Below are 14,814 nucleotides of genomic sequence, written 5' to 3' on the forward strand. Positions count from 1 at the left end.
TCCGTAAGACAGTATACATTTTTGTATTTATCCCAAACCGGTGTGTTTTTAACGGAACTTATTAAGTCTTTATCATATATCATTTTGAACTCTTTGCTACCGAGCTTTTTTTCTATAATTGCATCGTAGCCTTCTTTGAGTTTGGGTTTATATACTATAAATTCATCCGGAGAAATCTCGCCTTTTACAATAAGTTCTCCTAATCCATAGGATGCATTTATTAAAACGACATCTTTAAATCCGCTTTCCGTATCAAGAGAGAATGCGACTCCTGATGTTCCCAAATCAGAGCGAACCATCTTTTGAATACCAACTGAAATGGCGATATTTAATTGATCAAAATTCATACTTTCTCTGTGTGAAATCGCTCTGTCCGTATATAGAGATGCAAAACATTTTTTAACAGCTTCAAGCATGTTGTCAAATCCTTTAATGTTTAAAAAAGTGTCTTGTTGTCCCGCAAAAGATGCATTTGGTAAATCTTCGGTAGTTGCGGAGGAGCGTACTGCTACATCACAATCTTTAATGCTATAATTACTGGAAAGCTGATTATATGCTTTCTCTAGTTGTAAAATCATGCTATCGGGAAATTTACCCATGCATATAGTTTTTCTAATAACCTTTCCTGTAATTCGGAGACTTTCTAAATCATTATAGTCTATTTCTCGAATACCCTTATTAATATAATTTTTAAGGTTGTTGAATTCCATAAATTCGTTAAACGCAAATATTGTAATTGCAAATCCTTTTGGGATCTTTATCGCTTCAGAACTTAGATTTTGAGTTAACTCACCGAGGGAAGCATTTTTTCCTCCTACAAGTGAAATATCTGTTAAATTAATTTGATTAAAAGAAAGGGTGTATGAACTATTTTTCATTATTGCTATAATTTAGTTTTGAATTAATTTGCAGTTGATTTTAGTCGAAATAAATAGGGTAGTATATGCTTATGATAAAAACTATAATAAAGAAGAAGCCGATACTTATTAATGCGATGAATTGGAGTTTCTTTAGTCGCTTATTTTCATGAATCAAATGGTTCCATTGCGCTATTCTATCTACAAGAAGTTTTATTCTTTTAAAAGCGGTATCAGTCTTTACCACATAGTCAAACGCTCCGTATTTAATTGAATTTGCAGCCACTTCTAGCTTTTCCTGAGCTGAGAGCATAATAACTTCAATGTTGCTATGTGTGTTTTTTATAGCTTGTAGAACTTGTAATCCGTTTAGCTCTCCTTCTAAATTATAATCTAGAAGTACTATATCTGGATTTTTATCTATGTTTTCCAAACAGCTTTTACCGTTAGAAAATGTCTCAACATTTCGGTACTTATTATGAGCTAGTTCTTCTTGAATTAACTTTTGATAAAACGGATCGTCTTCGACAATGAAAATAGTTGGTGTCATAGTTAAGGCTTTTATATATTTCTATTGAATAATTGTTTGTTTTGACATATTGTTAATTGCTTGATCGTATTGTTACATACTGTTACAAGCTCTTTAACCAATTCTGGGATTTGTTCTAAATGAATTTTTCGTTCAGAGAAGTCTTCAATTTGTTCTACTAAAGGAATTGCAGATTCTATTCCCATCATTCGAATTGAAGGTTTCATTACATGAGCTACAGCTTTTACCCTTGGGATCTCATTTCTTAATGAGTGCATTGTAAGACGAGATAAAGTTGGCGGCAATTCGTCGATAAATACTTGCACCATTTTGGGAACGAAGAATGGGTTACCATTAGAGAGTTTATCAAGTTTAGATAAATCAAATAATGGGTTATGAATAATACCCGAAGTCTTTATGTTTTGCTGTCCATCATCTTTAAGGTATCTTTTTATGATTTTTTTAGTCTTATGCATCCATGCTTTCCTTGTATAGAAAAGACGCGGTAGTATTTTTTTAGCCATTATTATTTGTTTGTGTAAACAACATATGTGAAGGCGATAAGTGCTCCTATCCATATTAGATTGCTTACTAGTTTCTTTTTCTTTTTCTTAGTTTCTCTTAATACACAGATTTTTCCTACCACTAGATCAACTCGATGAAAAGAATTATTGTCTTTCTCGATGTAATCTATTGCTCCATTTTTCATTAATTCAACAGTGGTTATAGTATGCTCTTGACTTGTAAGGATTACACATTGTGTTTCTGGATAAGACCTGTTGATAGACTTTAGTATTTGAAGCCCGTTTAGAGCATTCTCTTCAGTACTGTCCAGGTGGTAATCAAGGAAAATAATATCAGGATCCGGATTATCTATTTCTAGAAATTCCTCACCGTTTTCACATTGTACAATATTTAAACTTACATCTCGGCCTGTTAGCCTTTTCGATAGATTGGATAAGTACGAGAACAATAGCTTGCTATAAATTCTGTCGTCTTCTATTATATATACATTTAATATTCTATTCATTTTTTTTCAATTTGGGATTGGATGTTCCAACGTCGTGCCGAAGAGAGATGAGTATCTAATTATATAGGAAAATGTTATTAAAGGAGTTGGGAAATATCTCCAATATGGAATTGTTCTCTATGCGAGACTACTGTATATGCTAATAGTTATGGTGTCATTGAGGGGAGAGTACGATCTGAAATGGGTAATAAAAAAAGGTCTAGTATTATAAAAATACTAGACCTGTCTTTTTTAGAAAATACTTGTTAAGCAGCATTTAATTTACGAAGTACTGTGGGGATAAGGAACTTACTTCCTTCATTAGTTTTTAATACAAAATCTATTTTTCGATATCTCTGGTATTCCTCTAATAATCCTTCGTTGCTAGAGCTGGATATATAAATTATTTCAGGCTGGGGCTTCCTCTTCTGTAGAATGCTTAAGGCATTATGTCCAGAAATATTGTCTTTGTAAATAGAGTCTAGATTGTAATCTAAAATTATTAGTTGTGGTTTTTTGTACATGTTTTCCAAGCATTTTTCCGCCGATTGAAAAGTTTCGATTTCGATGTTGCTTACCTCAGATAATTCATGTTTAATAAATTCTAAATAAATATTGTCATCATCTACTATGAATATCTTCTTCTTTTTTTTATTTGTCATATTTTGAATTTTAAGATTTAACCTAAGTGTTCCAAAATGATGCCAGTTGTTATAATGAACTTATTTTTAAAGTTAACATGAGCTTTATGGAATTACCATTTGTCAAAGGCAATTTCACCTCTTTTAATCATCTTATAAAGTGTAGATTTTCCAATGTCTAATTTCTTTGCAACTAAGGAAACATCACCGTTGTTTTTTTCTAAATAGTGACCAATTATTTTGGAGATATAACCTTTTAGTGAGTTTCCTTCAATAATAAAATCTGTAAAAGAGGATGCGGATGAGAACGTAATATCTCTTGGTTCAATTTCCTCTCCGTCAGACATTACTGCTGATAGTTCCATAATTGATTTAAGTTCTCTTACATTTCCTGGGTAGTGGTATTTGTTAAGTCTGGCTTTTGCGTCGTGCGATATTTTCTTCTTCATCTTCTTATTGTCTTTATTGAATGAGTCTAAAAAGAATTTTGCCATTATTAAAATATCTTCTTTTCTATCTCTTAAAGGCGGAAGTTCAACTGGTAATCCAAGTATCCTAAAATAAAGGTCTTGTCTAAAGTTGCCTTTTTTAACTTCTTCTGCTAAGTTTTTATGCGTGGCTACTATTATTCTAAGATCAACGTTTATAGGTTTGTTATTTCCGATTCTAGTTATTTCGCGTTCTTGAAGAACTCGTAGAAGTTTACCTTGCATGGCAATATCCATATCAGCAATCTCGTCCAAGAATATCGTTCCTTTGTCTGATTCTTCGAATTTGCCGATTCTTCTTTCGTGTGCTCCTGTGAATGATCCTTTCTCATGGCCAAATAGTTCACTCTCTAAAAGATCCTTTGGAATTGCAGTCATATTAACTGCGACAAAAGATTTTTTACTTCGGTTAGAATTATAGTGAATGCATCTAGCTACGAGTTCTTTTCCTGTACCTGTTTCTCCCGTTATGGAAACAGTAATATTATTATCACATGCCTTTTGCATTACTCTGAATACATCATGAATTTCAGAACTATTACCCTTAATAGCACTTTCGAAATCATATTTCCTGCCAAGTTCATCTTTGAGATGTTCAACCTCATCGATTAGTTCTGATTTTTCTTTAATCTTTAGTACTGCTTTCCATAGTCTATCTTTTGTATCATCATCTTTCACTAAATAATCGTTCACATTTTCTTCTTGTAAAATGTCGATCGCTGTTTGGATGTCATCTTGTCCTGAAATCATTATAACAGGAATTTTCGGATTTGTTTTGAAAACTTCTTTTGTTAATGTTTTTCCATCCATATCTGGTAAGGAGTAATCCAAGCATATTACATCTGGGTTTCGGTATAGGTTTTTAATACACTCTTGCCCCGTAGGGAACTTTTCAATTATGTAATCTGGATTAAGAGCAAGATGATATTCTAATAATTGGACATACCAATCGTCATCTTCGACTAAAAATATAAGTAGTGAGTTACTGTTGTTTGACATAAGTTAGAAATGGATTTCGTTCAATTACTATACTCTCTATTTGAGAAAAAGGTTCGATTGTAGAAAATTAAATTTCGTTTTTTATTCATTTTACTCTGCCTTTGTGATAGAATCTAAGTAGGAATACTTATTGATTAGAGTATTGTAATAACGGAAATGCTGTTATGAATATTACAGATTACTTGATGTAGATATTACCAATGACGGATAGAATATTTTGTTTAGGTGGACTTATAATTGATGAATTAATTTTTAGAAAATTAAAGTTACCGGGTATAGAGGTTGTTCATATTAAATATATAGACCATATAAATGGAGAAACTTTATCTGACTATGCTTTAAGACTATTTAATGAAATTAAGCTGCCTATTGATTATACATTACTGGGTGTTTCTTTTGGTGGAATGATCGCAATCGAGTTTTCAAAGATTAGAAAACCAAAAAAAATGTTTTTGATATCAACCGCATCAAGACTAAATGAGGTTCCCTTTAGATTGAGACTAGCAGGAAGGCTTCAACTTCATAAACTGATACCGAGATTGGCCGTAATATCTCCATTCTTTTTATTCAAATGCCTGTTTAAGGTAAAAAACGAGAAAGATATCAGAAGAATAAAAAGATTATTAACTCCTGTTGAATTAAAGTTTTTTGAGTGGGCACTTGAAAGTATTTTACACTGGAAGAATAAAGAGATACCCGATGCTATTCGGATTCATGGAACAAATGATAGAATTCTTCCTCGTAAGAAAAAAGTTGACTATCCTTTAAGGGGAGGTTCTCATTTTATCATGGTAAACAAATCAAAGGAAATAGAAAAAATATTAATTGAAAACAACGTGTAAATGAGAGCAAATTTGAGGAGAAAAAAAAGATTAAATGCGGACTATGCTATAATCGGAGCTGGTCCATCGGGACTAGCATGTGCAAAAGTTTTTGAAGATTTAGGGATAAGTTATCAAGGATATGAATCGAGCGAAACTGTAGCAGGTTTATGGAATTATGATAATCCTTCTAGTCCTTTATATCCTAATGTTCATTTAATATCGTCTAAGGAAAAGACTGAATTTAGGCATTATCCGATGGCAGATACTCCTGAGGATTATCCGCATCATGAAAAAGTTTTTAAATACCTCGTTAGCTATGCTAATCATTTTAAATTATTGAAAAAATTCAAGTTTAACTCACCAGTAAAGGAGGTCAAAAAACTACGGGATGGAAGATGGATGGTAGATTTAGGACGAGGTAGTTTTGCTACTTATAAAGGAGTTATTATGGCTACCGGATTGTTCAATAGTCCCAATATTCCGAATATTGGAGGGAAGTTTAAAGGAAATATAGTACACTCAAGTAAAGTCTAAGACTTGGAGTTTTATCGCGATAAAAAAGTATTAATTGTAGGTGCCGGCAATAGTGGTTGTGATCTTGCTTGTGAACTCGTTCGAGTTGCCAAAACAGTTGGTTTAAGCATGCGTTCTGGTAATTACATTATTCCTAAATATTTACTTGGGAAGCCTGCAGACAGTTTGAATTTTGCCATTAAATTACCTGTACGTTTAAAGCAGTATATCCATTCAAGTTTTCTTAATGCGATTTCAGGTCAAATGCAGCAATTCGGTTTACCGAAACCCTTGCATAATATTTATGAAAAGCATCCTATAATTAATTCTGAATTAAAATATCAAATTGGTCATGGTCATATAAAAATTCAAGATCAATTAATTAAGTATGATGGAAATTCTGTTTTGTTTTCAAATGAAGTAAGAGTGAAGTATGACGCCATTATTTTGGCTACCGGATTTAATCTTTGTTTCCCTTTTATTGATAAAAAGCATTTAAATATGAATGAAGATTGTCCTGAATTGTTTCTCAATATTTTTAATAAGGATAGAAAAAACTTGTTCGTTATGGGTATGATTAGCTCTTTAGGATTGGGATGGGACGGGAGATACAAGCAAGCTTTACTTGTTGGAAGGTATTTGAGAGCTAGAATAAACGCTTCTAAATCAGCCAAATCTTTTGAGGATTTGATGAAACAAATTCCTGATTTGAGTGGAGGCTATAATTACAAGTTTAAAGGGAATAGTAGGTATTATGTTAACAACATCTCTTACATGAGGTTGTTAGAAAAAGGATTAAAAATGTTGGCCTATGATTAAAACAGGAAAAGAAAGAATATTAATATCTGGCGGTGCAGGTAATTTGGGGACTAAGCTCATTAAAGGGTTGTTAAAACAATATCCAAATCTAAATGTTCATTGTTTGGATGTTCAAAAACCTAAAGTCAAATTACCACATTTAGTTTCTCATGAGTTGAGTATTTTATCACATCACTTAAACGCCATTTTTAAAAGCATGAAATTCGATATCGTTTTTCATCTCATTGGTATAATGTCTCCAGATAAAAACAGGTCGGATGAAATTTATAAAATTGAGATAGGTGGCTTAAAAAAGTTATTGAAATTATGCTCAATGAATACTGTAGAACACTTTGTTTTTGTTTCGAGTGGAGCAGTATATGGATACAAGGATGGGTTGCCAAATTATATTACTGAAAAGCAGCCTGTCGAATCCAACAACCCCATAACTTATGGTCGGAATAAAGTAATAGCCGAATCAATTATCAAAGAGCATTCAAAGAACACAGGACTTAATTATACAATATTTAGACCCTGTACGATTCTTGGATCAAATTCAAACAACATTGTTTCTAGATGGTTTGATAGATCAGTAATTGTCGGATTAAATAAGGCTGTATCACCATTCTCTTTTGTATGGGATGAGGATGTGGTGGGTTGTTTAATTGAATGTGCTGAAAGGGAATTGCTCGGAACATATAATATTGCGGGAAAGGGATGGGTTTCGTTAAGAGAAATTGCGGATATGCAATCAAAATTATACCTCTCTCTAAACAACGTGCGATTAGGTAGAATACTAAACCTGCTAAATAAGTTTTCTTTAATAGACTATACGAAAGAGCACTTAGACTTTATTAAGTACAGACCAGTTCTGGATAGAAATAAGCTGAAGGAATATTTTCATTATCGTTTTCGCAAAACATCGAAAGAAGCATTCGAGTTCTACCTAGAATCTCACTGATTTGTAGAAGTATCACTATTAACATAAATATATTATGATGAATTTAAAAAACAAAACTGTTTTTATTACTGGAGCCAGCAGGGGGATTGGGTTGGCCATAGCGGTCAAGCTCGCGAGCAAAGGAGCAAATATTGCTATAGTTTCAAAAACAGAACATGCTCATGAAAAATTACCAGGAACAATCTATACTGCCGCTAAAAAAATTGAGTCGGTAGGAGGGAGAGCACTTCCGATTTGTTGCGATATTAGATATGACACACAAGTAGAAAAAGCGGTTCAGCTCACGATAAAACAGTTTAAAACAATTGACATAGTAATTAATAATGCGAGTGCTATTTCCTTAGGATTAATAGAGGAATTAAGCCTTAAAAAGTTTGATTTGATGCATAGAGTAAATTCAAGAGGTACTTATCTTGTTGTTAAAAAATGCTTGCCTTATTTGAAGAATTCAATGAATCCGCATATTCTGACTCTTGCTCCACCCATTAACCTGAGTAAAAAATGGTTTAAAGAAAACTTAGAATACACGATGGCTAAATTCGGAATGAGTTTGACGGGCTTAGGTATGTCAGAGCAATTAATGAAGGATAAAATCGCAGTAAATGCCCTTTGGCCCAAAACATTGATTGCGACATCCGCGATTAGGTATTTGAATAAAAATGGAAAAGAATTGATTGGTTATTGTCGATCGCCACAAATTGTTGCTGATGCAGCTTATTGTATTTTGAAAAAAATTAGCGACACCTGTACGGGTAATTTTTTTACAGACGAAGAGGTATTAGAGAAGGTTGGAATAAAGAATTTCGACCATTATGCAATCGATACAAGTAAAGGGTTATACCCTGATATGTTTCTTTAGACTACTAACAATGTATATAATACTCGGAACGGGTTAAGCTTTTTAAATCTGTGTTGATTTTCTTGCTTTAAGGGTATCTTCTAATATGCTGGAAATCTGCTTAATACGCTTCTTGATAATCTCAGCAAATTCATAATGCTCTAATTTTGCATATTCCTGTTCCAGTATTTGTAAAAAGATAATATTTTCTACTAGGCTCTCTTTCTCAGTTATGTTGGATAGGTTTTTAGCACATTTTTTAGCTTCAATAATTAGTCTAAGTATTCGTAATTTTTTCATGATTCAATTTTAATTATTTCTATTCCACCAATGTCATGTCCTTCATGTTTTGTGTGTTTTCTTTCTATTGTGTATGGCGTGGTTTCATTAACTATTAAAAAGTGACCCCATGCAACATATGTATCTACTAATTCGAAATCTTCTTTATGGTTGTTTGGTTCGCACTATTTATATGAACAATATCTTGAGTTGCAATATTATCTACGAGTTCTAAATAATCCGATAATACTAAGTTCCCTGATAAGTTATTAGGGCTTGCCCGTAAGTAGGTAGGATAAATATCCATAGGAAAAGGATTAGTATAATATTCTCATGTGTGATGTTATATTTTATTGTTAAAGTTGATTTGGTAATTGGTCAAAAATTATTCAATTCAAATAAGAGGTTTCGTCTTTGCTTTTTAATTGTAAGGCGACGAGCCTTTTAAATGCTATTTCTTTAATACCTTTTATTATTTCTAGTCTCTTTCTAATTATTTCAGCGAGTTCAAAAAGTTCCAGTTTTACATATTGTTTTTTTAGTTCTTTTAAGAAGAAAGCATTGTTAATATATGGGTGCTTGTCTGTAAATACATTTAAGTCATTTGCACACTTTTGAGCTTCCAGTCTGAATTTTAGTTTTTCTATTTCTTTCATAGTTAACTTTTTGTGTTATTTTTATTTACAAGTGATTGTATTCCATATCCCATGCAGGCTAATAAAAATGCGAGTATCCCAAAATCAAGGGGGACGCCTGGTGGTCCTGGTGGTCCTTGTGCAAATACGCTTATCGATACAAACGTTAATGAAATTATCATTAACAGTAGTTTTGGTTTTAAATATTTTGATTTCATATATATAGTTTGATAACTGTTGCTTCAAGTAGGATGCCAAGTATATAGTTATATATATAAATAACTAAGAATGACTGTTTTTTTTCTCAGATAGAGAAGAAATCTGTGATAGAGAGAGTTATTTGGATAAGCTGGTATTGTGAATAATCCATTTTTTCCAAAGCATAAATATCACAGAATAAACTATGAGAGTAAAAATTACTTTATGATTTAGTTCCCATATTTTCGAGTTGATTGATACCAAAATAGATAGAGCGCATATCCTAATAATATTGATAAAATGAATGATTACTAGACCAAAGATTACGTAGGTTATCTTGTCGCTTCTTGTTCCTTTATAGGAGATTATAAGCGCGGTATAGAGTGCCATGAGATCAAATCCAATACAAGGTTCTCCAACAGTTACACCTAAAGTGCCTGGAATTCGAAGTAATCTATCTGCTGAAATTATTTCTATCTTATAAGAAAGACATTTCAATAGAATACCACAATGATTGAGAATTAAGTCTATAACGCCTAGGCTAAAATTATTATATAAATCTAATAAATAGGGAGTTCTCCAAATTATTGCAAAGGCAACTTTCCAAAGTCCAACAAGAGTGATAAAATAAATTGCAAATCGATATAGGTCGGTGTTTTTCTTAAAGATTGAATAGATAAAAGGAGAATAGGAGAATAAAGAGTCGACAATTTTACGCATGGCTTCAATTTGAAATTTATAGTGTTGTCTTATCAATACTTATTCCAGTCTTTTAAAATGGATACAATTGATTCACTAACTGTTGCGTTTCCCGGGCAATTTGCGATCTGCTTCAATCTACGATGTAGAATATCGTCTCTGATAGAGAATTGATTTGCCTCCATTAATATTTAAAAATGAAGGTTTACTAGTGGAAAGTCAGAGAAACTACACTTGGCATTGAATTGTATGTAAGGGTTGGAAATCAATATTTGGAAATTATGAAAAAGGAGAAAATATTAATAATAGACGATGACCAGTATATGCGTCAGTTCCTTCATTATTACTTGCAGACACACTATAGGGTCGTTGCTATGAACAATGGACATGATGCGCTAGTCTACTTACAAAAAGGTAATACAGCGGATCTAATAATATCTGATTTGGATATGCCGGAGATGAATGGCAATAAATTATTAGAACACATTAAAAGCAGTTCTTTCTTTAGAGATATCCCTTTTATGGTGCTGTCTGGAAAACAGGGAAGTACAGAGCGGATTAAATGCTTGGAGTTAGGTGCCATTGATTTTGTAATGAAACCTTTTAATCCTGAGGAATTAAAGGTGAAAGTCTATAATATTTTCAAAGGCCTAAAAATGGCCGGGTAAACCAATTAGAAGAACATGAAAAAGAAGTCAATACTCTACATCGGAAATGTAATAGAGTTCAAGTTTTATAAGAGTGAGATAGCTCGAATCATAAGAAAAAAGAACACAGCTCAAGCAATTAGTTTTCTTGAATTAACTGAATCCGTTCCTGATATTATATTTATAGATATTGAGAATATTACTAATGATGAATGTCAGTTTCTAAGGAAATTAAAAAAACTAAGACGCTATGATAAGGTGGTATTTATTCAAATTGTTAAATCATTTACTAAGAAAAAAAGATTCGAAGCAATTTCTGTAGGTATTGATGAGATTATCGTAAAGCCTTTTGTCTTAAATGATTTCCGGTCTCGAATGGATTTTTTAATGGAGTTTAAATCTCTCAGGTCTCCTCGTATTAGAAAAGATGATAGGAGGATAGATTTGACAAATTTGTCTTTATCGAAACGCTTGTTTGATGTGATATTCGCTTCTATTGTTTTGGTGATGGTATCTCCGATTCTTTTAGTAACAATGATTGCTATGAAAATAGAATCTCGCGGGCCATTGTTTTATGCATCTAAACGTGTAGGTACAGGGTATCGGGTTTTTGATTTCTATAAATTAAGATCAATGTATGTTGATGCAGAAGATAGACTTAAGGAACTGGAAGGTTTGAATCAGTATGCAAATAAAAATTTGCCCGATGAGCAATCCGAAGAATGCCCTAGTTGTGAGTATTTAGAGAAATTCTGTTCACCAGTACTTATTGTAGACGGGAATAAAATATGCGAACGCCATTTTCTCTTGGAAAGAAAGGCAAAAAGGAAAGGAACTTTTGTTAAAATAAAAGACGATCCAAGGATCACTGGAGTTGGAAGAATAATAAGGAATACTAGTATAGATGAGCTACCACAACTCATTAATGTTATCAAAGGAGACATGTCTATTGTAGGGAATAGACCATTACCACTCTATGAAGCAGAACTACTTACATCAGATAAGTGGACACAGCGATTTATGGCACCAGCTGGAATTACAGGATTATGGCAAGTAGAAAAAAGAGGAGGAAGTGAAATGAGTGAGGACGAACGTAAAATGCTTGATAACAAGTATGCAGACACTTATTCGTTCTTTAATGATCTTAAATTAATCTTAAGAACAATCCCTGCATTGTTTCAGATTGAAAATGTATAAAAAGGAGCAAAACATTATAAGTGAGTTTATTAAATAGTAAAAATATTTGGCCAATAATTATTGGCTTGTTCGTGTTTAACGCAGTGTGCTATGCACAAGTTAGCGCTGACACGTTAGATGTAAACCATCAGTATATAGGTGTTATAGAATTACCACCGTTATTAGAACTAATAGAAGATGCATATTATAATTCTCCTTTAATTCGATTTCAGGATTTAACCAGTCACAAGCACAACGAACTGATAGAGATAGAAAAAAAGCTCTGGCTCGACGGATTTAAACTTAACAGTAATTACAATTGGGGAACAAATAACGCCATGGTAGTTGGATCTGCAATACCACAATCATTTTCTACTACTGCCCAAAATTGGTATGGTGTGGGCGCATCCATATCACTTCAACTGTCTACAATGCTTAATAGAAAAGAAAGTATCAAAGTACGTGAACTCGAATATGATATCTCTGTAGAAAAAAAAGAAGAGCTAAAACAAAACTTACGCAAAATAATTATAGAACTGTACCTCGATATTGAAGTTAAGGCCGAGGTTTTGAGACTTCGAAACGATGCCGTTGTAATCTCAGAGATCAATTATAATTATGCCGAAGTAGAATTGGGAAATAATGCTATTGAACTATTAGACTATTCAAAAATTCATATTGAGACCGTAAAGGCAAAAATATTTATGTTGGAGGCAAGAAGAGACTATACGTTGGCATTGTCTCTTCTTGAAGAAGTATCGGGAGTAAAAATTAAATAAAATGAGCTTATTAGCATTTATCCGTTTACTAATTAATCACTATAAAGTGCTGGTAATTATACCTGTAGTACTAATGATAATGGTGTTGCTCTTAATGGATGATAATAAGCGTAATTACCTTACTACCACTACTATATATACTGGTTTTGCATCAGGTAGTTCTGTCGAAGGTGATCGGCGAACAGATTTTTTTGCCATTAAAACAAAATTTGATAATCTGTTCGAAAACATGAAGTCTAGATCTACTAGAGAAGAGATAATCTTGAGGACTTTGTCTTTTTATTTGTCCAAGGATGTGATAAGCGAGCAGGACATGTCATCTGATAATCAGGAATTACTGGCTGAAATACTTCCTAAAGAGTTTACCGATCAACTTGTAGTGAAGCAAAATGAAGAGGCTACGTATTTAAAGCTATATGAGCATTATCATAGTAGCTATGAGAACGAGATCTACTATTTGTTGAATTCTACCCAGTCTTTATCTAGCGATTATTTTGGTTTAGATAAACTCCTTAGCTTATCTGGCATGCAAGAGGGTAATAGCGATTTGGTAGTTTTTAGCTATGAAACATCTGATGCAGGTATCTGTTACCATACCATTAGAATTGCGTTATCAGTAATATTGACTGACGTGAAAACCATACGTTCTGCGGAATCGTGGGAAGTAGTACAATATTTTTTAAGAGAAACAGCTGTAGCAAAGACAAAATTAGACACAGCCGAAGAGCAGCTAAGTGAGCTTATGACTGAGCAAAAGGTGATTAACTATTACGAACAAACCAAATATTTAGCGCATAGAAGAGAAGAGTTTGAAGTGGCATTTCAAGGAGAAAAATTACAATTGGCAGCAGCAGTTGCAGCGAAGGAAGAAGCTGAGAATAAAATGTCATTAGGGGAGGGAATCAAATTAAAGAACCAGTCTATTCTGAGTATAAGGAAGAAGTTAAGAGATGTAACGTCTCAAATAGCATTTATTGAGATTTCCCAAAAAGCCATAATAGAATTGCCTGATTCGTTAGAGGATAATAATCCATCTGAAATGAGAAATGATTATTTCATGGAGTTGAAGGCTCAATCGGATAAATTAAAAGAACAGTTAAATGATGAGGTATCACAGCTTTACGATTTAAGAAATTCTTCTAATGGACTCGCTGTAAAAAGTATTGTAGATTCTTGGCTCCAAGCAGCTATTAAGGAAGAAGAGTATACTGCCAGGATTTATCAATACATCGCATTCCGACAGGAGTTTGAAGAAAATTACACCAAGTTTTCTTCTCTCGGGTCGTCTATCAAACAAATGGAAAGAAGAATAAATATGTTGGAAGAAGACTACTTATCATTGATGGAAAGCCTGAATGAAGCCAGGCTAAAACAAGAAAGCATAGAAAGGCTTACCAGTTTAAAAATTGTTGATCATCCGTTTTATCCTGTAAATGCAGAAAAATCAAAGAAGCCAGTTTTTATGTTGTTGGCATTTTTTACCGGTTTGATTCTTACCCTGAGCTTACTCTTAGTATTGGAATATTTAGACGATACAATAAAGAGTCCTAGAAGGCTACAAAAACTATCAGGACTAAAATTGGCAGGTGGGTTGCCCATTTTGAAAACAGATAAGGAGCCGCTTGCAGAATTGTTATATAATAAGTTGCTAAACCAAATGATAGCCAGAATAAACCATAATTATTATGAAAGTGAGTCTCAACAGCTTTTGACTGTGCATTTGTGCCCCGATGTTTGGTTAAATTCTTAGGCATATTTTCTGTTAATGGTGTATATTTTTAACTATTATTTTAACTGTGTTACATTTGTAAATATCACGGCCATACCCCCAAGCAGCGGTGAGTTGTTTACAATGAAATATTACTACTATTACTATAAGAATAACGACTCATTATCTACTTACTACAATTAGTAAAATGCGGCAGTTCTAACACAATTTTAGAA

General features: G+C 33.0%; 19 protein-coding genes. 10 read left to right on the forward strand and 9 right to left on the reverse strand.

Annotated features, from left to right (window positions below):
• The 6 genes from HRT72_08475 to HRT72_08500 all read right to left on the reverse strand — a co-directional run.
• The coding region (locus HRT72_08475) for a phosphoenolpyruvate synthase (GenBank protein NQY67741.1) at window positions 1-878 on the reverse strand (878 nt) is incomplete at its 3' end.
• 40 nt (window positions 879-918) lie between these two features.
• A complete protein-coding gene (locus HRT72_08480) occupies window positions 919-1,407 on the reverse strand; it encodes a response regulator (GenBank protein ID NQY67742.1) in 489 nt (162 codons plus the stop codon).
• A gap of 11 nt (window positions 1,408-1,418) precedes the next feature.
• Window positions 1,419-1,910: a hypothetical protein gene (locus tag HRT72_08485; GenBank protein NQY67743.1), complete on the reverse strand. Its 492-nt coding sequence runs from the start codon at window positions 1,908-1,910 to the stop codon at window positions 1,419-1,421.
• A 2-nt stretch (window positions 1,911-1,912) separates the two neighbouring features.
• Window positions 1,913-2,416, reverse strand: a complete 504-nt coding sequence (locus HRT72_08490; GenBank protein NQY67744.1) for a response regulator — start codon at window positions 2,414-2,416, stop codon at window positions 1,913-1,915.
• A 245-nt stretch (window positions 2,417-2,661) separates the two neighbouring features.
• Entirely contained in the window at window positions 2,662-3,057 is a 396-nt protein-coding gene (locus HRT72_08495; protein ID NQY67745.1) for a response regulator, read from the reverse strand.
• 92 nt (window positions 3,058-3,149) lie between these two features.
• Window positions 3,150-4,523 carry a sigma-54-dependent Fis family transcriptional regulator gene (locus HRT72_08500; protein NQY67746.1) on the reverse strand — a complete coding sequence of 458 codons (1,374 nt, stop codon included), beginning with the start codon at window positions 4,521-4,523 and terminating at the stop codon, window positions 3,150-3,152.
• Between the two features lie 200 nt (window positions 4,524-4,723).
• On the opposite strand from HRT72_08500, the gene HRT72_08505 reads away from it, so the two are divergent.
• Genes HRT72_08505 through HRT72_08525 form a run of 5 tightly spaced genes read left to right on the forward strand, consistent with a single transcriptional unit; the run spans window position 4,724 to window position 8,478 of the window.
• Complete coding sequence (locus tag HRT72_08505; protein ID NQY67747.1) at window positions 4,724-5,365, forward strand: alpha/beta hydrolase; 642 nt, start codon at window positions 4,724-4,726, stop codon at window positions 5,363-5,365.
• Window positions 5,366-5,881, forward strand: coding sequence for an NAD(P)/FAD-dependent oxidoreductase (locus HRT72_08510; GenBank protein ID NQY67748.1), 516 nt, complete (start codon window positions 5,366-5,368; stop codon window positions 5,879-5,881).
• A gap of 3 nt (window positions 5,882-5,884) precedes the next feature.
• Window positions 5,885-6,679 carry a hypothetical protein gene (locus HRT72_08515; GenBank protein ID NQY67749.1) on the forward strand — a complete coding sequence of 265 codons (795 nt, stop codon included), beginning with the start codon at window positions 5,885-5,887 and terminating at the stop codon, window positions 6,677-6,679.
• A complete protein-coding gene (locus tag HRT72_08520) occupies window positions 6,672-7,619 on the forward strand; it encodes an NAD-dependent epimerase/dehydratase family protein (GenBank protein ID NQY67750.1) in 948 nt (315 codons plus the stop codon). Before HRT72_08515 ends, HRT72_08520 begins: the two co-directional genes overlap by 8 nt.
• A 34-nt stretch (window positions 7,620-7,653) precedes the next feature.
• On the forward strand, window positions 7,654-8,478 hold the full coding sequence (locus HRT72_08525) for an NAD(P)-dependent oxidoreductase (GenBank protein ID NQY67751.1): 825 nt from the start codon (window positions 7,654-7,656) through the stop codon (window positions 8,476-8,478).
• 42 nt (window positions 8,479-8,520) lie between these two features.
• Here HRT72_08525 and HRT72_08530 read toward each other — a convergent pair whose 3' ends face one another.
• Together HRT72_08530 and HRT72_08535 are read right to left on the reverse strand one after the other, a co-directional pair.
• Window positions 8,521-8,757, reverse strand: a complete 237-nt coding sequence (locus HRT72_08530) for a hypothetical protein (protein ID NQY67752.1) — start codon at window positions 8,755-8,757, stop codon at window positions 8,521-8,523.
• A 368-nt stretch (window positions 8,758-9,125) separates the two neighbouring features.
• Window positions 9,126-9,392, reverse strand: a complete 267-nt coding sequence (locus HRT72_08535) for a hypothetical protein (GenBank protein ID NQY67753.1) — start codon at window positions 9,390-9,392, stop codon at window positions 9,126-9,128.
• A 51-nt stretch (window positions 9,393-9,443) separates the two neighbouring features.
• Between HRT72_08535 and HRT72_08540 the strand changes: the two genes are divergently transcribed.
• The gene (locus HRT72_08540; protein NQY67754.1) at window positions 9,444-9,602 is read left to right on the forward strand and encodes a hypothetical protein; all 159 of its coding nucleotides are present in this window, start codon (window positions 9,444-9,446) and stop codon (window positions 9,600-9,602) included.
• 105 nt (window positions 9,603-9,707) lie between these two features.
• On the opposite strand, the gene HRT72_08545 is transcribed toward HRT72_08540, so the two are convergent.
• The gene (locus HRT72_08545) at window positions 9,708-10,289 is read right to left on the reverse strand and encodes an archaeosortase/exosortase family protein (protein ID NQY67755.1); all 582 of its coding nucleotides are present in this window, start codon (window positions 10,287-10,289) and stop codon (window positions 9,708-9,710) included.
• A gap of 260 nt (window positions 10,290-10,549) precedes the next feature.
• Between HRT72_08545 and HRT72_08550 the strand changes: the two genes are divergently transcribed.
• The 4 genes from HRT72_08550 (at window position 10,550) to HRT72_08565 (ending at window position 14,620) form a co-directional block, all read left to right on the forward strand.
• The gene (locus HRT72_08550) at window positions 10,550-10,936 is read left to right on the forward strand and encodes a response regulator (protein NQY67756.1); all 387 of its coding nucleotides are present in this window, start codon (window positions 10,550-10,552) and stop codon (window positions 10,934-10,936) included.
• Between the two features lie 366 nt (window positions 10,937-11,302).
• Window positions 11,303-12,112 (forward strand): sugar transferase, encoded by an 810-nt coding sequence (locus HRT72_08555; protein NQY67757.1) that lies wholly within the window; start codon window positions 11,303-11,305, stop codon window positions 12,110-12,112.
• 20 nt (window positions 12,113-12,132) lie between these two features.
• Complete coding sequence (locus HRT72_08560) at window positions 12,133-12,870, forward strand: TolC family protein (protein NQY67758.1); 738 nt, start codon at window positions 12,133-12,135, stop codon at window positions 12,868-12,870.
• Between the two features lies 1 nt (window position 12,871).
• Window positions 12,872-14,620: a hypothetical protein gene (locus HRT72_08565; protein ID NQY67759.1), complete on the forward strand. Its 1,749-nt coding sequence runs from the start codon at window positions 12,872-12,874 to the stop codon at window positions 14,618-14,620.
• Window positions 14,621-14,814: the final 194 nt, after the last annotated feature.

The sequence above is a fragment of the Flavobacteriales bacterium genome (genome assembly GCA_013214975.1).
Lineage (GTDB): Bacteria > Bacteroidota > Bacteroidia > DT-38 > DT-38 > DT-38.